This window comes from Bacillus sp. AF23 (assembly GCF_020861455.1).
Lineage (GTDB): Bacteria > Bacillota > Bacilli > Bacillales > Bacillaceae > Bacillus > Bacillus halotolerans.
In genome coordinates this window covers 1-24,112 of record NZ_JAJHVY010000009.1, presented here as the reverse complement: position 1 = coordinate 24,112, position 24,112 = coordinate 1, and the positions used below count along the sequence as shown (strand labels likewise).

Below are 24,112 nucleotides of genomic sequence, written 5' to 3'. Positions count from 1 at the left end.
TTTAATCAAACAGTTACGGGAAATCTGTGCACCCCCCTTTTGTAATGAATAATGAGATTGTAATTACAAAAGGGGGGTGCATACACCCCTCTTTAATACGTTTCAATATATACGGTGTCAGAATCCACAACGGTAACTTCTTTCACGATAAAGTTAACAATTGTTTTTTTATCTTCAAGAGTTAAGTTTTCTGCACCGATTGATTGAAAATAGTCGATAGCTCTTTTTAGAGCATTTTCACTTGAACTTGTATCATCCAGGACTTTCATTTTTGATTGAATTTCGTTACACTTTTCAGTAAGCTGGTTTTGCTTTTTTTGTAGCTCAATAATTTGTGCTTTGATTTCATCTATATCTAAATCATCGTCATCGCTTAGGCTGATTAGCGTTAAAAGACGCTTGCGGCCTTTTTTTGTTTTCTCTATCTCTTTTTGAATAAGTTCTAATTCATCAGACAGGTGATTGGATTGCTCAATCTCTTTATAAGAAGCATACTTTTGAGGATTTGTGATGAATTTAAAAATTTCACCCCATACATGCCGGTTCAATTTATTCTCCGACATTTCTTTTCCGCAGCCGCGGTCCTTTGCTCCAGAATAATTTTTCCGGCAAGTATACACATAGTAGTCTTTACCATGTGATTTTCTTTTCTTCCCTGTCATGGTATTTCCGCATTTCCCGCATCTAACCAAACCCGATAACAAATAATTGTGGGGACTGATACTCAAGTGCTTTCTTTTGCTTTGGCCTAAGAGTTCTTGAGCATAATCCCATTGTTCAGCTGGAACAATTGCTGGAATTGCCACAGTGATTTGCTCTTCTTCAGGCCTTATTTTAATTATTGATTTATTCCCTGCCTGTTTTGAAACATAGGAACCCTCAGTGTCATATTTATACTGCCTGTGTTCACCCTTATAAGAAGAGTTCATTAATATCTGTCGAACAACCTGCCTGTGCCATACTTTAGCACCTTTTTTTGTTTTAACCCCCATTTGAGTTAAATGTAGAGCAATACCATTTACTCTGCCGAAAAAAGGGCTTTTATGATCGGTGAAATAGTTAAAAATCATCCGAATGATTTTTGCTTCCTCTTCAAATATCTCAAGAGTTCTTTTCTCTTTAACAAATTTATAGCCATATAGTTTAGAATCTTTAATAATCATGCCTTTTTTCATTTTTTGAAATCGACCACTTGATGTCCGTTCTTTGATTTTGGCTTTTTCAAATTCTGAGATTGCTCCACGCATAGCGAAAAATAATTGACCTTCTGGAGAATTAGCGTACTCACCATTTACAAAAATCAAGGGTATGTTTCGCTTTCGCAATTCATCATCAATGATAAGCTGATTCATTAACTTCCGAGAAAGACGGTCAGGATCGTAGCAGATGACTTGACTAATAAGTCCCTTGCTTGCATCGTCCCTCAAGCGATTCAAAGCCGGACGTTCTAAAAGCTCACCAGAAAATCCTTCATCGGCATACTTCAGCACATCCTTAGTCCCTGCTTTCTTTATACAGGCCTCGATCTGGCTGTCGATGCTCGATCCCTTGATCGCTTGTTCCTCGGTCGATACCCTTACATATATTGCTATCACCCTGGATCTCCTTTCTATAAAGTTTTATTAAATAATGATAGCAATCGTTAATGCATTTGTCAGCTTGCGGTCCCTCGATGATTATTACCTTCATAAAATGCATCACCCCTTGGGTAATGCTATGTAATAAGTGTTTGTCCTAATGAGGTGATTTTCAATGAGTATGAAAAAAGAAAAAACTAGTTACAGATCAGTAACTAGTTTTCACCTTAAAAGATTTAAATGTTTGGTTTCACCATATCTTCTGGTTTAACCATCTCATCAAATTGTTCTTCCGTTAGCAATTTAAGTTGCACAGCAGCCACTTTAAACAAAAAAGAACCAATATGGTTGTTTGGTATCTTTTTATTTGTACAAGGCCCTCAATAAATAGATGCTTATCATCAATTACAAAAACCTTTTATTGAAGCACTGAATTAGTTGTAAAGATAGCACTATAGTCCCCTTCTTACTTCATCAACGCTTGTTATATTTAACTTCTTAATTAAAGGACATATTCTGTTTTCAGATTCGTTATGTCTTTTTCTGTTACGTAAGAATGGAGATAAACCAATAGAATTAAGTGAGCTTTAAATGATTCAAAAAGCTATGATAACAAATCTCTTTATAATATTCATGTGAATTTATATCTTCACTCATTAGCCATTGTATGAGCAATCCATCTACAATAGATCGCATTGTTTTTGAAGCTTTTTCAACATCTATACTTTGGTCAAATACGCCTGTTTCCTGTCCAAAAATAATAATGTTAGATGTGATGCCCCAGCACTGTTGATAAAAGCTATGGTTAATTTTCCTGTACGTTTCATTTCGGGTTGCCTGAGACAAGAAATCTAAATAAACCTTGTAAAACTTTTCATTTTCCTCGGGAGAGACAAATATTGAATTTACATAAGCTTTCAACTTATCCAGTGGCGTAGATTCCGAATCCACTGCTTTCAATTCATGTTTATAAATTTTATTTGTAATCCACTCAAGTAGTTGAGAAAGGGTATCTTCCTTATTATCAAAGTAATAATGCACGACGCCCTTACTAACTCCTGCGTGATCAGCAATACTTTGTAGTGTAACTGAATTATAACCTTGTGTTGACACAGCTTGGAAAGCTGCCCTTAATATTTGATTCTTTCTTTCTTCTGCTTTTTTCTTCATAATAAACCTCCAGAAAGCTAACCTTCAATTAGTATACAACAGTTCATGAAATCCACACAAAATTATTCTGACCAGACAAAATAGTTTGACCGGTCAGAATAATTGTGTATACTTAAAGTGGTTTCACATCAAGATAGCATATTGGAGGATTTATAAAATGAAAGACGAATTCAAGGCTCTAGTTGTAAACAAAGTTGATGATGAATTTTCAATTAAAGTAAAGAATGTTTCTCCAGCGTTTTTACCAGAAAGTGATGTCCACATCCAAGTACACTACTCTGGAATTAACTACAAAGATGGACTTGCAGGGAACCCCAATGGGAAAATCGTAAGAAAATACCCATTTATACCGGGTATAGATTTAGCAGGTGTAGTCATTTCTTCTAATGATCCTCGCTTTAAAGAGGGGGATAAGGTGATTGCCACAAGTTATGATATAGGTGTTTCTCATTTTGGCGGTTTTAGCGAATATGCAAGTCTCCCTGGAGACTGGATTGTACCTTTACCTGATAATTTGACCCTCAAAGAAGCAATGATAGTAGGAACAGCTGGCTTCACAGCGGCACTATCTATTCAACGTCTAGAAGAAAATAACCTATCTCCTGAAAAAGGAAAAGTTCTGGTAACAGGAGCAACAGGTGGCGTTGGTAGTTTTGCTGTTTCATTCCTTAACTCTCTCGGTTATCAAGTAGAAGCTAGTACAGGTAAAGAATCAGAATATGATTACTTACGAAAACTTGGAGCTAGTACAATTATTTCACGGGATATGACCTATGGAGGGAAGGTTAAAGCCTTAGGATCACAAAAATGGGCGGCAGCTGTTGATCCTGTAGGCGGGGAACCTCTTGCCTCTATCTTAAGCCAAATTCAATATGGAGGTTCCGTTGCTGTTAGTGGATTAACAGCTGGAACAAAACTGCCAACTACTGTTTTTCCATTCATCTTAAGAGGTGTTAATTTACTTGGGATTGATTCTGTATATTGTCCAATGGAAACACGGTTAAAAACATGGCATCGTGTAGCAACAGATTTTAAACCATCTAGTTTAGAGGAATTTATTTCACAAGAAATTACTTTAGATCAACTTCCTAACGTTCTTCCTGAAATATTGGAAGGACAAGTAAGAGGGAGAACGATTGTAAATATCGTATGATTATTCATCAGAACTCATCCAGTGGCTAAAGATGAAACAATGTCTTAAAGGAATAGTAAAGGGATTTTCAACAGGAATTCCTTTACTTCTTATAACTTACTTTATGTTAATGCCAAAATATAAGGAAGGTACATAGTATCTATTCCTGGTTTTTTTGCGAGTATAGCAATTCTTTTTATACTTGACAGTAACATAAGGATACACATAAATAGGTCTTATTTGATTTATTTAAAAATTTCCTAAACAGAATTATGAGGTATGAATTTGGAGTTCAGATCAAGGGCCGTAATCGGAGATAATATAATGTTCAATGAATGCATATCAGTGTTCCATCCTGAAAATATTAAGGAAAATCGTGAGTTGACTAAATATCTTTTATTAGATTTTTTGCTTAATGGTAATAAATTTTTCACTATTATCTCCTCTGCCCTAGCAAATAAAAAACGGGAGGAATTCTATTCCTATGACAGCAATCGTTAATGCATTTGTCAGCTTACGGTCCCTCGATGATTATTATCTTCATAAAATGCATCACCCCTTGGGTAATGCTATGTAACAGGTGTTTGTCCAAATGAGGAGATTTACAATGAGTGTGAAAAAAGCATTAAAAAAACCACCGGTTTTTCACTACACCCATTAGGCCCTCAACATAATAAATCATATCATTGGTTATGAAAGCTTTTCCTCATTACACTTTCTAACCTCGCTTTACATCATTTCTATACGATTGTATGAATTATGGTTAATAATTGGTGAGCAATAAACAGCCTTACTTCCCCACTTCTCCAAAATCTCATTATGACTAAATGATTTAATCTACCATTAAAGAAGAATATATGCCTATCATAGGTGCGGCATTCTCCGGAAAGTAACTTTTGCTGAACCACTCTCCGAGTGGTTCAGCATTTGTTTCGCAATCTGAGATGATTTATGTGTTAGATTTTTCTATGCAAAGATTGCTATAAGTTTGTTTAGTCTATTTTTGTTTAGAGAGAACGTTGTCTACAACAGTGACTACAACAGCAATAACAAGGATAAAAGCTCCAATCCAAGGAAGATAATTCAACAAACCATTTTTGACAGCAATACCGCCGATACCAGCTCCACCTGCCATTCCAAGTTGTCCAAAAGCACTGTGTAAACTAAGCACAATGCTTGCTGCAGCAGGAGCAAGGCTTATTAGCTGAAATTGTATTGGCGAGCCGGAAGACCAAGCTGAAAGCGCCCAGAAAATAAGCAATACATAGAAAAGAAAAGCAAATTGACCGATAAACGGGAATAGCAATAGTGCAATAGCATGGAGTAACATTCCTCCAGTTAATGTACGAAATGATCCCCACTTATCTGTACTAAAACCTCCTAATTGGGCTCCAATAGCACTAGCAATACCAAATATAAAGAGAGCTGTAGTTACCCCGTGATTGCCCATTCCGAATATATCTAGGAAATATGGTGAAATGTACGTAAATACAACGGAATATGCACCTAACCATAGAAAAGTGATGAGCAAATATGCTGTGATACGTGGTTTCATAAAAAATTTAAACTGCTCACGCAAAGGTACGGTTTCTTCAGCAACTGTTTTTGGTATAGTGAACAACGTTAAGGCAGAGAAAAGTAATCCTACTACCCCAAGTCCAATGAATATTACATTCCAATCATAATGTGAAGCCACAACTCTTCCTATAGGTACACCTACAACCAAAGCAGTACTTTGTCCCATAATAACTGTAGCAATCGCACTTCCTTGCTTTCCTGGAGCTGCTAAAACTGCAGCAAGGGTTAGAACTGTGACTTGCATAACACCAGCACTAAGGGCAGAAATTATTCTAGCTGCCATTAGCATTTCATATCCTGTTATAATAGCGATAAGAATATTAATGACAGAGAAAACGGTTAAAGCATAGACAAGAAGTTTTTTTCTATCCATTCGAGCAGTCATAGCAATTAGAAAAGGTGTCCCTGCACCAAAAGCTACTGAAAACACAGTGATTAGCTGTCCTGCAGATGAAATTGAAATGTTATTGGCTTCAGCAATTCTGTCTAAGATTCCGGCAATAACATATTCTGATGTACCATTAAGAAAACTAATGGCAGCTAATAAATAAATTTTCCACATACTTGACAATATAAATCACACCTCTTATTTCTATATTTCTAGAACAATAGATTTAAGTTCATAAACTAACCGCACGTATAAAAAATAATGGGAAAGAGCTAATTTTTGCACGTGGGTAGATAGACCTTTATAGTTTTTTATTGAATGTTTTATAAAAGTGACAAATCATGAATTCAATGCGATTATGCTAACGATAGGTGATTTGCTTTAGCGAATTTTTCTAAAGTACTAGTAATACATATACTCAGAAGTCCCGATAAAAAACCGAGGATAGCTACCAAGCAAATCAGCCATAATCGGGAAAAGTAAAATCATACCTCTTTGCTTTTGCATATTTCCATAAGTGTAGAAACACAAAAAGAGAGAAATTACGCCATCACATATGGAGCATACTTTCTGATCAACTCACGGTCTAAACTGTAATATATATATGTGCCCTCTTTATAAGTACTGAGAAGTCCACAATCAGTTAACTGTTTTAAGTGATGGGATAAAGTTGATCCAGCAATTGATTCAAGTCTTATTCCGATATCCGAACAACATAAATTTGCTTCATTAAACAGCAAACGAGTAATTTTTAATCGTGTTGGTTCACCGAGTGCTTTATATATTTTTATCGCTTGCTGTAAATTCGAGTTATTCTCCATAATTATCACCCCTTTCCTGAATAAATACATCATATGAGTACAAGCTAACCTTACAGTTACAAGAATAGGGTTATTTCACAGATAACCCCTCTTCTTTAGCATGAGCTGGCTTAGTGATTTTCCATCCCAATAACATAACAATGAAACCTAAAAGTATAAGAAGGTATAATGTCGGAACGAAGCTTCCTAGAAAATCATGAAGAAATCCGATTATAAATGGGCCCACTGCACCAATCATATATCCAATTGCTTGAGTCATTGCTGACCAAGTACTTGCCTCCATAGGGGACGATGCCTTATCTATCGGTAATAATAAAGTTAGTGAGACAAGACCACCACTACCAACCCCTAAACATATACTTGAAACAATAGGTGTCACGTTTGTAAAACATAAAAGGGATAAGCCAGTCATTACACTGAGGGTAAAAATTGTAATCCAAAGTCTTCTACTTGGGAGCACCCTTAAGAGACTAGGCAATAAAAGAGTAGCTGGCAACTGTGCAATCATAGCTACTGTACCTACAAGACCACCAAATGCTGACGTCCACCCTTTTTCCTCTACGATGGCTGGTAGCCAAGCAGCAAAACAATAAAACATAAGAGTGACAAGCCCTACAAAAGAGGTTAATAGCCACGCCTTTTTATTTTTTAATGGCAAGGATTCATTTCTCTTTTGTGATGCTGTATGTTTATGAGCATGTTTAATAACCATAAGCCAAAGTGGAACAGCGATTAGAGCAAGAATACTCCAGAATGCTAATCCATTTTCCCATGAATTATTGAGCCAGTGTTGAAGTGGTGTTGTTAGCCCAATAGAAATGGATGCTCCAACTACCATTGAAGTAGAATATATGCCTATCATGGACGCTGCCTTCTCCGGAAAGTGACCTTTAATGAAACCAGAAAGTAAAGGACTTACAATCCCAATTCCCGCGCCAATTAATAAAGCCGTTATCAATAGATAGATTGACGAATTTGTAAAGACACGCGAAAACGTTACAATACCTATAAAAGCGATAAAGAATGTGATTGTTTTCTCTGATTGATAGCGATTTGCTAGACGACCAGCGAATAACGAACAAAAACCAAAACATAATAAAGGAATAGATGTAAGTAGACTAGCCGAAGCAGAACTCATACCTAATTCATTTGTTATTCCGTGCAAAACTGGACTAACTGAAGTTATACCAGGCCTAAGATTAAATGCAGCTAGTATAAGTGCAAATAGAAATAATCTATTACGATTGATCATACTTGTTACCTCCGATTAATTTCTTGAAGTTTAATTCTCTCTAATGGTACATGAAGTTCTTACATAAATAAAATGCATATTAATTATATGGTAGATAACAAAAATGATATGTAAAAAACAAAATTTGGCGAGGAGCTACACATGACAACCTGCGTACTACCTTAGTTTTCGTGACTGGCTGAAATGATAGAAGAACGGGGACTCTTCATTGCTGACAAGTCAATGAGACGCGATTGTTGCGTTTTATTTTTACCTCGAAAGATGTTGCATTTACCTTGGTCATATTACGGCTGATTTTAAAAAAGTCATAAGTCTGGGGTACCACCAGCATTTTGATATAAAACCCGTGATAATACGTTTATTGGAAAAACAAAAGCTGATTTCTCCAACGCTAAGGAGCCATCAGCTTCAATTTTATGTCTCTAAATGTATTCTATCACTTATCTATAATACTTAATTTGTAAAGAATTAATCTATGACATTTTATAAATCTGGCAACGATATGATTTTAAGGGTTCGGAACCTGACATGGGATCCAGCTGCTCTATACCTACCAATTGATTCACGTTTGCACCTCCAGTTGAAAATGGATCAAATCCTAATAACTCTAGTTCATCACACTTATCCCACCATCCAGATTGAGTATATACCGTACCCACGGGTATACTTTGTGTAATTCGAGTGACTGCCTTCATTCTGCCATGAGGAGATACCAATTGGATGCATTCACCATCATTTAATTTATACATATAAGCTGTTTGTGGGTGAATCTCAACAAATGGATCAGGATGCATTTTCCTTAGTTTAGCAATATTTCGATGCTGACTATGACAAAAAGATTTTAATTTATTTGAAGAAAGAACTAACGGAAAATCATATGATTTTTCCTGATAATACGGAACAGTTAATGGTTTTTCAAATTGGGGCAACGGATCATACCCATGCTGTAACAAAAACTCGGAATAAATCTCCAACTTCCGCGTTGGGGTGGAAAAGCCACTAACTCCTCCATTCATTTTTTCACTATATTTACAATAGTTTACTTGTAAGGGGATTGATATCCCTGCAGGCTGAGAACGAAGTTGATCTAATGTTAAATTCAAAGGTTCAAGATAGTAATTAAACGCTGCTTCAATATCCCCATTCCAAAACTCTTCTTCATAGTCCATTTTTAATGCTAGATCCATTACGATTTGCAGGTCAGGACGAGTTTCTCCAGGAGCCTTTGACATTGCAGGCTTATATTGAATATGTTGAGCCGTTTGTAAACTCCCTTCAAAACCAACCAAAAGACTTGGTGACTCCCAGGCATGCGCAGCAGGTAATACAATATCTGCAAACCTTGTCATAGGGCTATGAAACATATCGACATGTACATGAAATTCTATTTTTTTTAAGGCCTCAATCATGTTTCCGCTCCCAGGGTTTTGTGTGACCATATTACTCCCAAAACTTAATAACGCTCTCATCAGATAGGGCGTTTCGTTCAATACAGCATCGGCAAAATCATACCCTGTTGCGGAAATTTTAGGAGCACCTAGTGGCCTCTTCTCTATTCCTAAACGCTTCTGTTGTTGTGAATGCGGAATTAAATTTTGATCTTTAATTGGATTAACTGGTAAAGATGGGAGTATAATATTTCCTCCCTGCTTATCAAAATAACCGGTCAGACTATAAAGGATACATAATGCTCGATTGGTTGATGAACTATTTACATGTTGTTCTAAGCCATTCCATGAATAATAAGATATCGGGTCTACATCGCATAATAATTCCCCAAGTTCCACTATTTTTTCATATGAAACACCCGTTATTTTTTCCACATTTTCAATCGTAAAAGAAGAGACTCTTTTGGTTAATTGAGAAAAAACAGTTTCTGAAGAAACGCTTCCATTTATATATTCACCTGTGAGTAAAATATTTTCTGACCATGTTTGAGGATCTTCCCGGGTATCAATTTTATATGGCTTCTGATTCTTATCAAGAGCTAAAAATTCATATGGATGATGATTTACCGGTCGAAGGAATTTCCCCGTTTGTTTATCCACTAAGAAGGGGGCATTGGTCCAATTAATTAGAAATTTATGATCAAATGAATTTTTCTCAATTAAGAAACGAATACAACCTAATATTAAGGCAATATCAGTTCCATGATTCGGAGCAATCCATAAATCTGCCGCTGCAGCTGTCGTTGTTCGACGTGGATCAATTACTACTAGTTTGCCCCCTCTTTTTTTCGCTTCCATGAGCCTTTTCCATGTCTGAAGATTGGTATCTGCTGGATTATGCCCCCATATCAATATTAAATTAGCATGTTCAAAGTCAGGTTGAGGTAATCCAACACCATACGTGTATTTTGAGCCCTCATCCCTCGCCCATTGGCAAACATTTGTATGGGAAATATAGTTGGGAGTGCCGTAAAGATTCATCAAGCGCTGCAGGTATGGCCCCCAGTTAAAACTTCCGCTCGCACCAACAGTTGGATAAGTGTATGATACCGATTCTGCCCCTGTTTCAGAACGAATCTGTTTTAACTTATCAGTAATGGTTTGTATGGCTTCTTCCCAAGTAATTTTTTCCCATATCGGTTCTTGTCCCTTTGAGTTAGTTCTTTTTAAAGGGAAAAGAATACGATCAGGATGATTGACTATTTGAGGAGCTGCTGCTCCTTTTGGGCAGATTCCCCCATTTGGATGATTTTTATCTGGAATCACCTTTACTAACTGATCATTTTCCGTAACAGATATAACCCCACATTTTGAAACGCATTGCGAGCAAAATCCCGATCTTCTTTTTTCACTAGTATTCATCATACCTCTCTCCTTTTTAAGATTGAGTTGATTAGTCATAACAAAAAACTAGGAACCTTTCGGTCGAACATAGTTTGGAATACATCTCAAATACGGATCACATATTCTAGAATTCCTTGTGATTCTTATCCGGCTTTTGTTGAATGTCTTCCGCTTGTCTACGGTTATTATCTTGAAGTTTCATTCACTTTTATGGTACATTAGATTTCATCATAAATAAAATGCATATTAATCATATAGGAGATAACAAGAACGATATGAATAGATCACAAATTCAACTGGTTGTTAAGATATCGGAAACAGGAAGTTTTACAAAAGCTGGTGAAGAACTACACATGACACAACCTGCGGTAAGTCGTGCCGTAGCAACGATTGAATCGGAATTAGGGACGAAGTTAATTAAGAGAAATAAGAAGAACGGATTGTTTTTTACGGATGTAGGAGAGCGTGTCTTAATTAAATTTAGAAATATCCTGGGTGAATTACAGAAAGTAGATGAATTAATTGCAGCTGAACAAGGATTAGAAATAGGCAAGGTTCATATTGGAGCTTACCCAACTGCGTGCAAAAGGTTTATCCCCAAAATTATACGGACAATGGAAGATAAGTATCCTGGTCTTGAAGTTAAGATTTCGGAAGGAAGTGTAGATCAAGTCAAAGAATGGTTACGTTCTAAATGTGTTGATGTAGGAATGATTATTCCTCCTGTAGAAGATTTCGATATCGTGCCCTTAATGAAAGATCAATTGATTGTCATTATGCACTCGAGTCATCCTTTATATCAGAAAGAAACAATAGGTATTCCCGACTTACAAGATGAGGATATATTACTTGGAAGAGGCGGTTATGAGGTACAAATTCACTCTTTATTCAAAGATTTTAAATTGAAACCTAATGTACGGTTTGTCATTGATTATATAGACACAGCATTATGTATGGTACAAGAAGGATTAGGAATTACAATTACAACGAAAAAAAATATTCTATCACTACCGGAAAATGTCGTTTTTCGTGAATTAAAGCCAAACACGTTTAGAGAAATCGGTATAGCTGTTCCAGATATGAAAGATATCTCTAAAGCAACAGATGTCTTTATCCAAACAGCTCGTACTCTTTTCGCTAATGAAAGTGATTAAATGCCGCTCGCTGCTTTGTAAATTTTCACTATGAAACTTGCGACTAATTGTGCATTTGATGGAGGTGCACCTTCATTGACTTGTATTTGTGCCACGTCATAGGTACTGTAGAGAAATTGAATCACTCTAAAACAAGAAGATAAGGCACTCAACAAGTAGTTGTAAATAAAAAAGTTATTGCGGTCACACCGAAAATTTATATTGTGGTGCCCTACTACCTTAATAAAAAACCCTCAATTAAGAGGGTTTAATCAGTTTTCATGTTTGATTTCGGTCAGAAAGTTGATGATATGCAATACCTTGCTCAACAGTAAAAGTAGTAACGAGACCTAAACTTAAAGTTACTGCAGTAAGAATAATGATTACGCCCTTTTTAAAATTCATACAGGCATTCTCCCCTCTGAATTTGTTTTTGCGTTTCAAGCATTTTTTGATGATAAACATATGATGTTTCAAATTCCTTTGATTTTGCAAAAACTTCAGCCGTATCAATTGCGATATCTTCCACATACGCATAATTCTTATTTCTTTCTAAGTAATCAATCGTTTTTTTGATTCCCACTTGATCTACTGCATTAATATAAAGTGCTTCCAAATACTTTTGCAGGGAAACAAAAAGTTTATCACCTTGGGATATTGCAGCGGATAAACCCTTTTTACTCATTTTTATTGCTTCACTTGTTTTCCCTTGCTTAAAAAGAAATTTAGCGTATGTAAACAGTGAATGTGGTAAATTGCTCAACTTAGCACTTTCTGATACCTTGGCAGACTCATTTAAGAAATGATCTGCTTTATCATTTATTCCTAAATCTGCGTAATTCTTTCCGAGATTGTAGTAAGCCGAGCTAAGCAGCCTTTCATTGCGATCTAATTGTTTGGATAACTCTAAGGCTTTTTCAAGGTGCGGCAGGCTTTTCTCGAAATGTTTAAAATCAACGTAATTTCCAGATATCACGAAATGACATTGTATTTTTCGCACTTTATAAAGTTCATATTGATTATAAATGTCCATTGCTTGTTTAACATGGTGCATCGAGATATGATTTTGCTTCATAATATAGTAAGCTTCAGCCAACTTAAAATGAAATTCCGCCTTCTCAATATCATCATTAACATGAGTAAGGTGTTTTTCTGCTTCTCGATAAAAACCAATTGCTTTGACATATTCCCTCTTATCAAACTCATACATTCCACGAAAAAACAGAGAGTAGTAAGACAACAGACCAGTTATCCCCTTATTGGATGCTTCTATTTTTTCAAGCAGTTCATCAATAGTTGGCCTGATTCTTGTTGTAACTGGTTCCAAATAATCTAACATAAGCTGATGACGGAATTTCATTAGAGAGAAGTAAATAAGTAAATACTCATCTTCCTCCATCTGATTGATCTCTTGCTCCACCTCTGCCTTTAAAATCTCTGCATCCGGGACACTAAATTGACGTATCATTTTATACCATTCATTGATCTTCACGCCAACTTCTGACGATGATAAAACCGGATTCACAAGCCCCCTCCTTTAATGTCTTTTTATGTAATATTCTAACATTTTTAAAAAGTGTTTGGACCGCAAAAAAACCGCAAACTTTTTCTTCGGTTCGTCCATAATAAAAAAGCAGGCATTATGCCTGCTTTTTTATAAGGACTCTATCCGTTCTTTCTCCTGTATAACGGTAAAGAAAGTTATTCAAGTATTTTTATGAAATGGGCTTTTTACGTATTTTATCCATTGCACCTTACTATGATAATCCTCATTAAAGAATTATTTATATTATAATACTTTTCACAAACATTCTGAAATTATTTTCATCATAAAAGGTATAGCATGATATGCGCAGGACGAACAGCAATAGAGTATCCATTCCCCAAAAATAGTGTATATACTAAAAAGCAAATATCGAAAGGGGAATGCATGTATTAAATCTAAATTGTTTATCAGATTATCCGCCATTTTCATTGGCCTTGCCTTTTTCGGATCTATGTCTAATGGCGAAATGAAGGAAGCATCCCGGAATGTAACTCTCGCACCTACTCATGAATTCCTTGTTTGATTCGATAAACAACATTAGTTCTAATTCCCTTTAGCCGTTTCAAAACGGCTTTTTCTTATTTCTTAGAAAGATAAGCGAATCTTGTTCACACCTACATACAATGGTAATAAATATTTCACTATTATCTCCTCTGTCCTTTATTCATAAATATAAGGATACATGAGTGATCACTTCACGATACAAACAAAAGTTACAGATCGAATTTCATAGCACTTATTGATTTTACAATTTGAGGATCTCGGTGCGATCCGAAAAGACTTTCTCCTTTATCAAGAGTGGAAATTTGTTCGATATCCTCTAAGCTCAACTCAAAATCGAAAATGTCAAAGTTTTCGACAATCCGTTCTTTGCGCACCGATTTTGGAATTGTAACGACTTCACGCTGAACAAGCCAACGTAGCACGACCTGGGCGACAGATTTATTGTATTTTTCCGCAATGGAAGTCAATACTTCGTTGCTGAACATGTTATTGCGTCCTTCAGCGAACGGTGCCCACGACTCGTGTTGTACTCCCTGCTCCTTCATAAAAGCAGCACTTTCTTTTTGCTGGTAGAATGGATGTGTTTCGACTTGATTGACGGCTGGCACGATTTCATTATGCAGGATGAGATCCATTAGACGGTCGGGGTGGAAGTTGCTGACTCCGATTGCCCTGATTTTGCCTTCGCGGTACAGGTCCTCCATCGCACGCCAAGCACCGTAGTAATCGCCGTATGGTTGGTGAATAAGGTATAAATCAAGATAATCCAGCTGTAGCTTACTCAATGATTTGGAAAATGCTATTTTGGCGCTTTCATAGCCGGCATCCTGAATCCAGAGCTTGGTCGTAATGAATAGCTCCTCACGCGGCACGCCGCTCCGCTTGATTGCACGTCCAACCGCTTCCTCGTTTAGGTAACCGGAAGCGGTGTCAATCAGGCGATAACCGGCCATCAGTGCTTCATATACAGCGTTTTCACATTCTTGAGCATCGGGGACTTGGTATACACCGAAGCCGATAATTGGCATTTTCACTCCATTGTTTAATGTTACGGTTTGCATTGTAATTCCTCCTATTGTTCAAATGTAGAACGACAAACGGCACGCATCCCGAAAATCGGGCACTGCAGAATGAATTCCGCTACGGCTGGTTTGCGTTATAATAAGCTTATTACCTTCGTGTAACACGAAGGCAAGCACTTTTTAAAAAATTTTTAAAGGAGGACTACACATGCATACAGTCAAAGAAGCAGCGATGATAACCGGACTCACCGAGCATGCGGTGCGCTTTTACACGGATAAAGGCCTGGTGCCGAGTGTACAGCGCAATAAAAACAATATTCGTTTGTTCGACGAAGAATCAATCAACTGGCTGTTTGGCGTCAAATGTCTCAGGCAATCCGGGATGCCGATTGAAGTCATTAAAACGTACGTGAATCTCTGTCTTGAAGGAGATTCGACCATTCCACAACGGTACACACTCATGATGGAGCATAAAGAAGAAGCACTCTCTCAGCTCGAAGAAGCCAAACAGCACATTGCCCATTTGGAACAAAAAACTGCCCTATATCAGGCCATTATGGAGCACCGCTCTCCTGATACAACTAACCCCACCAACTGGGAGAAAATACAACATATGCATAGTGACGTATTTTACTCACCCACTGTCCGGTAGATGTGAGAGATATTCATGAGCACATCAATCGCTTTTAAACTTCTATGACAGATTATGAGGGATTAAATTTGTTTATATACGGCGATAGGGCTGCAAGTCCCTAAGGTTACTTTCTATTAAATATAAATTGATAGAAGCCGCATCTGTATGCGGCTTCTTGATCTGGACTACATATTATATAAATTCAGATTCTCTTTACGATTTTTCCTTGAGGGCTTTCCGAACATCTTTCTATACTCTCTATTAAAATAAGAAGGACTTTCATGGCCAACTTGAAAGGCAACGTCAGCAACCCTCATATCTTTTCCGATAATCAACCGCCTTGCTTCATGAAGACGTAAAACTCTTTGCTATTGGATCGGAGTTTATGGTTGTCACTTGTTTAAAGCTGCTGGTTAAGGTTTACTTTTTTAGCTAGTCCGTCTAACTTTATTTCATGAGAAAAATTTTTTCTTAAATAATCCAGAGCAGCAGCCACTTCAGATAATTTACTCCCCTTGGCAACAACTGAGTTAGGTGGGGCCGAGAAATTGAACTCGGACTTTTAGAGTAGAGATTTTTATGTTAGTGGAATACCCTGTGTTTCGATTAATTAGGAGGGCGGTATGATGACTGCTGCGAGTATGGCGAAGAAGAGTACCACTCCTCCCTTTTGTGTTTTGATTAATTATAGCATATGCAAATGGTAAAACTGATTTACAGGACCCCTCCTTATTCCTTTTTATGTATTATTTTGATATTTTCAAAAGTGTTTGAACCGCAAAAAAACCTTAGACTTTTTCTTCGGTATCCTTGATATAATCAATCAAGTTAATTTTAAGTTCGTTTCTTCTTTCTTCCATGGTAATATTTTGTTATACGATTAAATGAAAGGGTATGATTATGAAAGTCTTTGAAGCTAAAACACTTATGTCTGAAGCTACAGACCGCGCCAAAGAATATAAAGAACTAAGGACGCAAATGGTCAACTTGAGAAAAGCTTTACAAAGCGTCGCTGAACTGGACGACAGCGAATTCTCAGGTAAAGGTGCTAACAACATTAAAGCATTCTATCACGACCATGTTGGTGTCACTGATCAATGGATCGACTACATTGACATGAAGATCGCATTTTTTAACAGCATTGCCGGAGTTGTCGAGAACAAAGGCCTCTCTGACGCATACGTGGAAGAATCCTTTTTAGAACATGAACTGGCTAACGCCCATAAAAAATCAAAGTCAATCATGTCTGAACAGAAAAAAGCCATGAAAGATATTCTAAACGATATCGACAACATCCTCCCGCTCGACTTGTTTTCAACAGAAACCTTCAAGGATGAGCTTGCAGATGCCAATGATAAACGCAAAAAAACAATTGAAAAACTAGGTGACCTTGACGAAGATTTACTGACAGACTATGCTATGTCAGAACCAAATGAACAATTCATCAAATCAGATTTCCAAAAGCTCCAAGAAGCAACGGGCAAAGGCAAAAACGCTACGCCCATTCACTACAACGCCAAGGCGTACCGTGAGAGTGATATACATAAGAATAAAGGTGATATTGAGAAGCGTACAGAGGCTTATTTGACGATTAAAAAGAAAGAAGAAAAAGAACGGGAAATCAAAGAATTACAGAAAAAGCTCAATACGTTGGTTGATGATCCTGACGAGTATCTAAAAGTTGCTAAAGAGATTGGATACGACAACCTCACCACTGAACAACAGGAGTATGTTAAATCCCTCGAGTTTTGGGGTAATCCTCTTCGAGCGACCAAGGATATTTTGAAAGAACAGATTGACAGTGTATATGAAGGTTTATTAGCCGGTATAGATGATACAGAGAAGACGGTTAAAGAATATTTAGCCCCTATAGATGCAGCGGGTAAAAAATTAGGTCCAGTATATGAATACTATAAAGGCAAACAAATGGCATATTATGATTTTTCGAAGGAAACTGGTGAAGGACTTTTAGGAATTGCAAAATTCGGGATCGATCTCGGTTTAGATCCAAAAGGAACGATAAAGTCCGTTTTTGAATTCGACTATAAAAAAGCCTGGGATTCTACTTGGGATGAGGTAAAAGAAAGCTGGGACAAAAACTTTGTACACGGAGATATGTATTCACAATCGCACTACACCACATATTTCACTTTAAATGTAGCCAGCCTATTCATATCAGGCGGCGGTGGTGCTGTTACAAAGAGTGGATCCGTCGTTTCACAGGTCGGGAAAGTCGCAGAGAAGGGAATCAGCAAGTCGGGTAAAAAAGGGGTAAACAGTGCCGGAAATGTTGGTAAATCTGCATCAAAAAAAGTAGTAAAAGACACCAAAGACTTTGGGAAACTTTTTAAAAAAGGTTTAGAGTCAATACCAAATCCTTTTGCTAAAGAACTTCTGTTAGCTAGTGATGTTCCTATAAATGTGCTAAACTTACAAAAATCTGGACAAGATACAATTCAACAAATTAAAAAGTCTTTTGATGTTGATCATGGTTCTAAGGAGAATGCTAATAGTAGTAAGTTAACCAGTGAAGCTAAATCAGTATCGAATATGAAAGAATTTTTTAATGATGGATTTGGAAAAACTATAAAAAACAATGTTAAAAAAACAAAAAATCAATTCCAAGGCCAATCAATCTATGAAGTTAATAAAAAATTGGATAATCCGTATCTGAAAAAAGGCGATAGATTTTATTTAGATAATTTGCACAAGGATCATTTAGAAGTTTTCGATAAAAGAGGAAATTTAAGAGTAGTGTTGAATTTGGATGGAACATTGAACGAAGTTAAGACTAAGAATGCCATTGGAAGAAAATTAAAATAGGTGGTTAAGATAGATGAAAAATATTGATAAAATCTTTAGTGCTTTAAAAGAATTAAATGAAAAATATAATAGTACATTAATTTCAACAGAAGAACTTTTAGAAGAAGAGGAAAATATTAAAGAACTTCCGCAAATAGATGCAAGAATGAATAAAATTTTAGCTAACTTAAGTCAAATTGAAGATAAAGAAAAACTAACTTCTGAATTACTACAGTTACATTTAGTAATAGGTGATATAGAATGGCAGTTTGACCAAATACATGAGATGGTTAGACAGGTAATCGAAAATATTGAGGATTAATATTATAAAAAAGGCCTCTTGAAAAGAGAGCCTTTTTTATTTCATTAACGCTTCAATTTTCTCTCTAGTCTTAGGTCCATAAATTCCATCAGCAGAAAGGCCATGCATTAACTGGAATCGTCTAACTGCATCTGCAGTTTTCGGACCATAAATGCCGTCTATGCCGTTATTTTCCGCTTCTTTATCCGGGTAGAAATAAAGAGTCGCTAGAGCTTTCTGAATCTGCGTGACGGACTCGCCTCTCATCATTGGGCTCTTCACTTTGAAAATACCGGAAGGCAGCGCATATGATGTCTTTTTGCTGCTTGAGTTTGTTGTTTTCTTTTTAGCTGTACTTGTTTTGCTTGTACTTATTTTCCCACCTAGCGACTTCAATTCTTTTTCAATGGCAGCCTTAACCTCGTCCCATCTTCCTTCTGACAAAATACGATGCGGGCAATACTTGCCGTTCCAGTCTTGGTGCTTGCGGACACGATCAACACCCCATCCTCGTTCTTTAAGCAACTGCGCCACAAACTTAATAGCAAGCTTTTCCGCTGCCTTATATCGTGCCCCTCCTGACTTGCTATAACTTACGATTCCCTGTACCGTTTGTTCCATCTCCTGTATGCCAAGCGTTACGATTTGTTGGAATTCCTTGAATGACCTGTTTATCGTCTACTGCAAAGTGAAAACTCGTTGAGCTAGAGTTATTCTTCATGTAAGAAATCCTATTGGCTGCTGAAGCATCATTCGCAGTGTTGTGAATAGTGATATATTCAGCTTTCATTGGATTAGGACATTTCAATCCATATTTTGATTTAGAAACTAGATTTTTAACAACTTTGATTGGCATATATCCTCTCTCCTTCTGTCTGTGTAATAAAAAAGCCACTGGCTTAGCCAGCAGCTTTGTCTGCGTTATCCTTACTCTGTTCTTTTTCGTTCTCAATTGTTTGTAATCGATCTGTTATCGTTGAAGGGATTTTAACACCGATCTGTGCTAAGTTTTCAGTTATTGACAAGCCTTCATTAGCGATATAAAAAAGAACGGTACCAAAGGTTAGGACGCCGTTTAAATTGAGGACTGTATCAATAACATTTGCTAAAATGACCGCAAAGAAATTGAGCAGCTTACGGACATAACCAAACCATGCGCTCCGGCTTCGCAGTTTTATGAATTTCCATGCCTTGATTACTCCTGTTAAAACGTCAATTATGCTAAGTACTAGAAGTAAATCAAGGTACTTCACCCCTCCAAATAAATATACTCTTGCTAAATCTAATGTTTCAAAATTGATAAACAAACTTGTCTCCTCCATTTCTAATCACCTCCTCCGAGGCAAATAAAAAAGGACAGCCGGATCTTATGAGACGGCCGTCCCTCTAACTGAAAAGTTTCCATTTGTTAAAAATGTAAGCTCCATAACAATTTCTTTAAAACCAGTAATGTCAAAAGATCAGGCTTCAGATTTTCCTTTTGTGCTAGTGGCAAATGTTCCGTCATCCACTTTTTGCCCTCTCAAGGCTCTTTTTGTTCCCGATAAGGATTTACCCCAGAACTTCAATTCACTTGTCTCAGCCGTCCCATAAACCTCAATGAGTAACGTTTTAAATGATCCAACGGTGAATGGGTTACCCTCACCAATGGTTTCTGTTCTATCGTGAAAGACAATATCCATCGTTTTTGATTGAGTGTCCAATGAGCTAAGGTTCAAGCCTTCAGTTTGAACTTTTAAACGACCATCATTAGTTAACCCGCTTTTATCTAACTGGACTGAGAACAGAGCAACTGCTGTAATAGGAACAGTGTGGTTAATGTTTATATCCTCTTCACCTGCGCCCAATGACTGGTAAAGTAAGAATTCTGATTGCTGCAGGTTACTATTTGCGTATCTGAAACGGATATAGCGTTTAGTTAAAACGTATTTGCTTTAACAACCAATGAAGAGACTGTGGTCCATGAATTCATATTGTTACTTTCTTCAATGAATAAGGTACCAATATGCATATCGCTCAGTATGAAGGGATAAATATACAAACTGCTTGATCGCTTCAAGGCCTGTGATGATTTCATTTGTGATACGGCCATTTTCAAAATCTATTTTGTAGGTTTGCGAGGTCTCTATGACTTCGCTGTCATCTTCAATATCATCAAATTCAATTTCTGGGGAAAGGGTCATGAAATAAACACTCCTATAACGTTTTTCCATTTATTGATTGAATGAACCATAATAAAAACCGCTCCTAAAGAGCGGTTTTAAAATATAAGAAGTAATCATTCTAAGAAGAAATCGAAAGAGATTTATTTACTGCTTTTTGAGCATGGATTAAAGTCGTATCAAATAATGGCACTTTTGAATCCTCTACCTTTACTAATAGTCCAATTTCAGTGCATCCAAGAATGATTCCTTCTGCTCCTCTATCCACCAAATTATTTATGATCTTCTTATAAACGTTTTTGGAAGACTGTTTAATTTCACCTAGACATAGTTCTTGATAAATAATATTATTTATTAATTCTCTTTCATCATCATCAGGAACAATGACATTAATATCATGAGACGCAATACGTGATTTATAAAAATCTTGTTCCATCGTATATTTAGTACCAAGCAATCCTACTGAGCGAATGTCTTGTCTAATAATTTGTTCTGCAGTTGCGTCGGCAATATGCAAAATAGGTATAGTGATCATTTCTTGTATATATCCAAGAACTTTATGCATAGTATTTGTACATATTACAATAAAATCTGCACCCGCTTTTTCTAATGATCTTGCAACTTCCCCTAAAGCTTCACCTGCTTTATCCCAAGCCCCTACAGATTGATAATGTTCAATTTCCTTAAAATCAACACTGTATAAAAGACATTTTGCCGAGTGAAGCCCTCCTAACTTCTTTTTTATTTCTTCATTGATAATTCGATAATACTCAGCTGAAGATTCCCAACTCATTCCACCAATAAGACCAATAGTTTTCATAACCCACCTCGGATGAAGTTTTCAAAATATTATAGTTATTCTAAAGCATAGATTAGGTCTTTACAATTATTTATTTTTTCAGGATTACTATTATTAAATTTTAAGGAGACAACCATCACACTTTCACCAGTATTCAACGCTTCTTCTTCACCGGCCCGCAGCCGCTTTGGAACAATGATCAAATCAGCAGGTATTATTAATTTGTCATTTTCATTAAGCTTTATTTCAATTGGTGAAACGGAAACCACTTCAGCCGACAGAATATCCACCGGTGACTCAGAATCAACTGCTTAAACGATCCTGAAACGTTCCTTGCAGCAAAAGACGGAGAAGTAACTGATGAACAAGCTGCTTTGGAGATTATAACGGAGCAATTAAAGGAAAGACGGAAATCAGATAAATAAACGCAGTTAGTTTATTATTTATTTATTTCTGTTTATTATGTTTAATTCTGTTTACTAATAAGATTTAGATTCTCATTTATATCTCAATCATATCCTCATTTATAAAGTAATTTTTGAATCCTTTAGAAACCCTTATATGACAAGGGTTTTTATTGTTTTTCTCATTTATATTTTCATTTATGTTTCTTTTATATTTTTATATATAAAAAAATAGCGTTTACTGTGAGGAAAACTGCAGAGTATCGAAATGGGGAACAGGGGATTCTTCTTAAAAACCTTGCAAGGTGTAAGTGAAAAAAATAAACAATACAATTATCGTTACAACAATAATTGTTTCTTTAATATCACGTTTATCATCTTCATGATCTTGTTTCTTTTTTTTAAGCTCTTCTCTGTATTTTCTTTGAACCTCTTTCATCTTATCATTCATTTTCATGATTAAACTCCTTTGAAGTCCATTTTAATTTCTTTGCCTCTTTCACTTGCATTTTAATAATAAAAAAGGATTGGCAATGGCTTTTCATTCAATGGTAACCAGCATAAGCACTAGCTGGACAGGTTTCAGGGTGTATCTAATCATTGAATTCCCAATTCCTGCAACTGAACCAAAAACTTCCTTATGAAGAACAATCTCTTCTCTGTTGTGGGGATGCTACCAAAAATAAATCACTGCGTAGGCAAACTGATAGCGGTATAAAAAACAGCTCATTAAATGTCATACTGGAACTGTCTTTGATTTTTGGGTTTATTTTCTGATGCAGCTATCGCTATCCGTTAGTTTAATTAGAATTCAGATAATCCAAGACACGGTCAACTCTTTCATTGACTGAGTAATCGCCTTCAATTTTTAACACTGGACAAGATAAATCTGCCATCCAATATTCGTGTAATGCTTTACTTCTAATTTCCATTCCAGCAGTGTCATATAAAGAAGCCCACTCTAAAAATGCTTTTGATTGTTCATATTTACTGCCACCGGCTAACACTTCGTTTCCATAACGCTGAAATTCCCTGTGCCTTAGTCTCTCAAGCCGTATATCTTGTGGAATCCATAAGAAGACGACAAGGTCAAAATAACTTTTTAGATTATCGCCCCAGCCACACACTGCACCAGAAAGAATCCATTTCTCATTTATTGTTAAGTCTTTTTCAAGCAACTTTCGTCTTTCAGGAATTTCTCTTTTTTTAGTGAATTTATCTAACCAATAGTAATTATCAGTATCAAGATGCGTATGAGGCAAACACTTTGACAATGCAGCACCCAATGTTGAAGTTCCGACACCAGAGGCTCCCAATATGTGAATATTTTTTTTCATACTTCCCCCTCCTTATTAAGCAACCAAACTCGCTGTTTGTTGCATAAGGTACCTACTATTATTTTGACATAAATCCCTAAAGACCTTTACTTTTCTAGAGAAATCCAGATGCGTGTTATTCATATTCCATCTCATTAGACGCATTTTCCTATGAAAAAAGTCTTGATTTCCCTATAATATTTAAACGAATCCAATTTTTAGATTGTCGTCTTTAAGGAGGTTTTTTATCTTGAGGTATACAAACAGTCATTTAGAGGATTGGATTGAAAACTTATACAGAAAGATTGATATTACAGAACCTGAACAAATTAATTTTGAACGGATTGCTGAGTCATTAGATATCAGGCTTTCGTTTAAACCTGTTACAAGCTTCGCACTTAAACACAGTGGGATTTATAATATATGCTTGGACAGCCGAAAAAGCCGAACTGAACAATGGTATGATTTCGCTCATGAATTTTGCCATATATATAGACATGAAGGTGATAAAAAAACAATGCCGTCAACTTGGACTGATTATTTAGAGTGGCAGTCCAATTATTTTACATATCACTTTTGCATTCCAACTTTCATGTTGCGTAATATTAATCTTTCGTACATACAATCACATGCAATTGAAAATGTAGCTTGGTTATTTAAGGTATCCCCTTCATTTGCTAAGAAACGTTTGAGCATTTATTACAGTAAACTGACTCAACATTTATTTAATCAAACAGTTACGGGAAATCTGTGCACCCCCCTTTTGTAATGAATAATGA

The 24,112-nt window shown here is 36.4% G+C and carries 20 protein-coding genes and 7 pseudogenes; 8 read left to right on the top strand and 19 right to left on the bottom strand.

The window, feature by feature from the left end; all coding sequences use genetic code 11:
* Positions 1-92: 92 nt before the first annotated feature.
* From spoIVCA to LNN34_RS02075, 4 genes and pseudogenes are all read right to left on the bottom strand, one after another.
* Positions 93-1,553, bottom strand: a complete 1,461-nt coding sequence (gene spoIVCA / locus LNN34_RS02090) for a site-specific DNA recombinase SpoIVCA (protein WP_229042628.1) — start codon at positions 1,551-1,553, stop codon at positions 93-95.
* A pseudogene (locus tag LNN34_RS21985) lies at positions 1,511-1,689 on the bottom strand (hypothetical protein). Before LNN34_RS21985 ends, spoIVCA begins: the two are co-directional and overlap by 43 nt.
* A 124-nt stretch (positions 1,690-1,813) precedes the next feature.
* Positions 1,814-1,903, bottom strand: a pseudogene (locus tag LNN34_RS02080) (hypothetical protein); the annotation flags it as partial.
* 250 nt (positions 1,904-2,153) lie between these two features.
* The gene (locus tag LNN34_RS02075) at positions 2,154-2,747 is read right to left on the bottom strand and encodes a TetR/AcrR family transcriptional regulator (RefSeq protein WP_229042624.1); all 594 of its coding nucleotides are present in this window, start codon (positions 2,745-2,747) and stop codon (positions 2,154-2,156) included.
* A gap of 157 nt (positions 2,748-2,904) precedes the next feature.
* Between LNN34_RS02075 and LNN34_RS02070 the strand changes: the two genes are divergently transcribed.
* Positions 2,905-3,900, top strand: a complete 996-nt coding sequence (locus LNN34_RS02070) for an NADPH:quinone oxidoreductase family protein (protein WP_029318099.1) — start codon at positions 2,905-2,907, stop codon at positions 3,898-3,900.
* Between the two features lie 976 nt (positions 3,901-4,876).
* Here the strand turns inward: LNN34_RS02070 and LNN34_RS02065 are convergent.
* The 4 genes from LNN34_RS02065 to LNN34_RS02050 form a co-directional block, all read right to left on the bottom strand.
* Positions 4,877-6,019 carry an MFS transporter gene (locus tag LNN34_RS02065; RefSeq protein WP_229042627.1) on the bottom strand — a complete coding sequence of 381 codons (1,143 nt, stop codon included), beginning with the start codon at positions 6,017-6,019 and terminating at the stop codon, positions 4,877-4,879.
* Between the two features lie 368 nt (positions 6,020-6,387).
* A complete protein-coding gene (locus LNN34_RS02060) occupies positions 6,388-6,666 on the bottom strand; it encodes an ArsR/SmtB family transcription factor (RefSeq protein ID WP_229042623.1) in 279 nt (92 codons plus the stop codon).
* 70 nt (positions 6,667-6,736) lie between these two features.
* Entirely contained in the window at positions 6,737-7,918 is a 1,182-nt protein-coding gene (locus tag LNN34_RS02055) for a CynX/NimT family MFS transporter (protein ID WP_229042622.1), read from the bottom strand.
* A 473-nt stretch (positions 7,919-8,391) separates the two neighbouring features.
* Complete coding sequence (locus tag LNN34_RS02050) at positions 8,392-10,731, bottom strand: molybdopterin-containing oxidoreductase family protein (protein ID WP_229042621.1); 2,340 nt, start codon at positions 10,729-10,731, stop codon at positions 8,392-8,394.
* 254 nt (positions 10,732-10,985) lie between these two features.
* On the opposite strand from LNN34_RS02050, the gene LNN34_RS02045 reads away from it, so the two are divergent.
* Entirely contained in the window at positions 10,986-11,864 is an 879-nt protein-coding gene (locus LNN34_RS02045; RefSeq protein ID WP_229042620.1) for a LysR family transcriptional regulator, read from the top strand.
* A gap of 373 nt (positions 11,865-12,237) precedes the next feature.
* Here LNN34_RS02045 and LNN34_RS02040 read toward each other — a convergent pair whose 3' ends face one another.
* The gene (locus tag LNN34_RS02040) at positions 12,238-13,368 is read right to left on the bottom strand and encodes an aspartate phosphatase (RefSeq protein ID WP_229042619.1); all 1,131 of its coding nucleotides are present in this window, start codon (positions 13,366-13,368) and stop codon (positions 12,238-12,240) included.
* A 409-nt stretch (positions 13,369-13,777) separates the two neighbouring features.
* On the opposite strand from LNN34_RS02040, the gene LNN34_RS02035 reads away from it, so the two are divergent.
* Positions 13,778-13,912: a hypothetical protein gene (locus LNN34_RS02035; protein ID WP_229042626.1), complete on the top strand. Its 135-nt coding sequence runs from the start codon at positions 13,778-13,780 to the stop codon at positions 13,910-13,912.
* A gap of 190 nt (positions 13,913-14,102) precedes the next feature.
* Here LNN34_RS02035 and LNN34_RS02030 read toward each other — a convergent pair whose 3' ends face one another.
* Positions 14,103-14,954 (bottom strand): aldo/keto reductase, encoded by an 852-nt coding sequence (locus LNN34_RS02030; protein WP_024714969.1) that lies wholly within the window; start codon positions 14,952-14,954, stop codon positions 14,103-14,105.
* 169 nt (positions 14,955-15,123) lie between these two features.
* Between LNN34_RS02030 and LNN34_RS02025 the strand changes: the two genes are divergently transcribed.
* Positions 15,124-15,567 (top strand): MerR family transcriptional regulator, encoded by a 444-nt coding sequence (locus LNN34_RS02025; RefSeq protein ID WP_229042618.1) that lies wholly within the window; start codon positions 15,124-15,126, stop codon positions 15,565-15,567.
* 167 nt (positions 15,568-15,734) lie between these two features.
* On the opposite strand, the gene LNN34_RS02020 is transcribed toward LNN34_RS02025, so the two are convergent.
* Positions 15,735-15,866 carry a helix-turn-helix domain-containing protein gene (locus LNN34_RS02020; protein WP_229042625.1) on the bottom strand — a complete coding sequence of 44 codons (132 nt, stop codon included), beginning with the start codon at positions 15,864-15,866 and terminating at the stop codon, positions 15,735-15,737.
* A 583-nt stretch (positions 15,867-16,449) separates the two neighbouring features.
* Between LNN34_RS02020 and LNN34_RS02015 the strand changes: the two genes are divergently transcribed.
* Entirely contained in the window at positions 16,450-18,372 is a 1,923-nt protein-coding gene (locus LNN34_RS02015) for a ribonuclease YeeF family protein (RefSeq protein WP_229042617.1), read from the top strand.
* A 13-nt stretch (positions 18,373-18,385) separates the two neighbouring features.
* Entirely contained in the window at positions 18,386-18,673 is a 288-nt protein-coding gene (locus LNN34_RS02010; RefSeq protein WP_229042616.1) for a hypothetical protein, read from the top strand.
* A gap of 36 nt (positions 18,674-18,709) precedes the next feature.
* Here LNN34_RS02010 and LNN34_RS02005 read toward each other — a convergent pair.
* The 6 genes and pseudogenes from LNN34_RS02005 to LNN34_RS01980 form a co-directional block, all read right to left on the bottom strand.
* Positions 18,710-19,508: pseudogene (locus LNN34_RS02005) on the bottom strand (N-acetylmuramoyl-L-alanine amidase).
* 43 nt (positions 19,509-19,551) lie between these two features.
* Positions 19,552-19,974, bottom strand: coding sequence for a phage holin family protein (locus LNN34_RS02000; protein ID WP_229042615.1), 423 nt, complete (start codon positions 19,972-19,974; stop codon positions 19,552-19,554).
* A gap of 45 nt (positions 19,975-20,019) precedes the next feature.
* Positions 20,020-20,654: pseudogene (locus LNN34_RS01995) on the bottom strand (phage portal protein); the annotation flags it as partial.
* A pseudogene (locus LNN34_RS01990) lies at positions 20,641-20,835 on the bottom strand (DUF2634 domain-containing protein); the annotation flags it as partial. The pseudogenes LNN34_RS01990 and LNN34_RS01995, both read right to left, overlap by 14 nt.
* 100 nt (positions 20,836-20,935) lie before the next feature.
* Positions 20,936-21,634, bottom strand: coding sequence for an aspartate/glutamate racemase family protein (locus LNN34_RS01985; protein ID WP_059335472.1), 699 nt, complete (start codon positions 21,632-21,634; stop codon positions 20,936-20,938).
* Between the two features lie 35 nt (positions 21,635-21,669).
* Positions 21,670-21,924 (bottom strand): annotated as a pseudogene (locus LNN34_RS01980) (DUF2577 family protein); the annotation flags it as partial.
* Here LNN34_RS01980 and LNN34_RS21980 point away from each other — a divergent pair.
* Positions 21,925-22,038 (top strand): annotated as a pseudogene (locus tag LNN34_RS21980) (transcriptional regulator); the annotation flags it as partial.
* A gap of 268 nt (positions 22,039-22,306) precedes the next feature.
* On the opposite strand, the gene LNN34_RS01970 reads toward LNN34_RS21980, so the two are convergent.
* Positions 22,307-22,474 (bottom strand): hypothetical protein, encoded by a 168-nt coding sequence (locus tag LNN34_RS01970; RefSeq protein ID WP_032679256.1) that lies wholly within the window; start codon positions 22,472-22,474, stop codon positions 22,307-22,309.
* Positions 22,475-22,817: 343 nt separating this feature from the next.
* Positions 22,818-23,354, bottom strand: coding sequence for an AAA family ATPase (locus LNN34_RS01965; RefSeq protein ID WP_229042614.1), 537 nt, complete (start codon positions 23,352-23,354; stop codon positions 22,818-22,820).
* 229 nt (positions 23,355-23,583) lie between these two features.
* On the opposite strand from LNN34_RS01965, the gene LNN34_RS01960 reads away from it, so the two are divergent.
* Complete coding sequence (locus tag LNN34_RS01960; RefSeq protein WP_229042613.1) at positions 23,584-24,102, top strand: ImmA/IrrE family metallo-endopeptidase; 519 nt, start codon at positions 23,584-23,586, stop codon at positions 24,100-24,102.
* Positions 24,103-24,112: the final 10 nt, after the last annotated feature.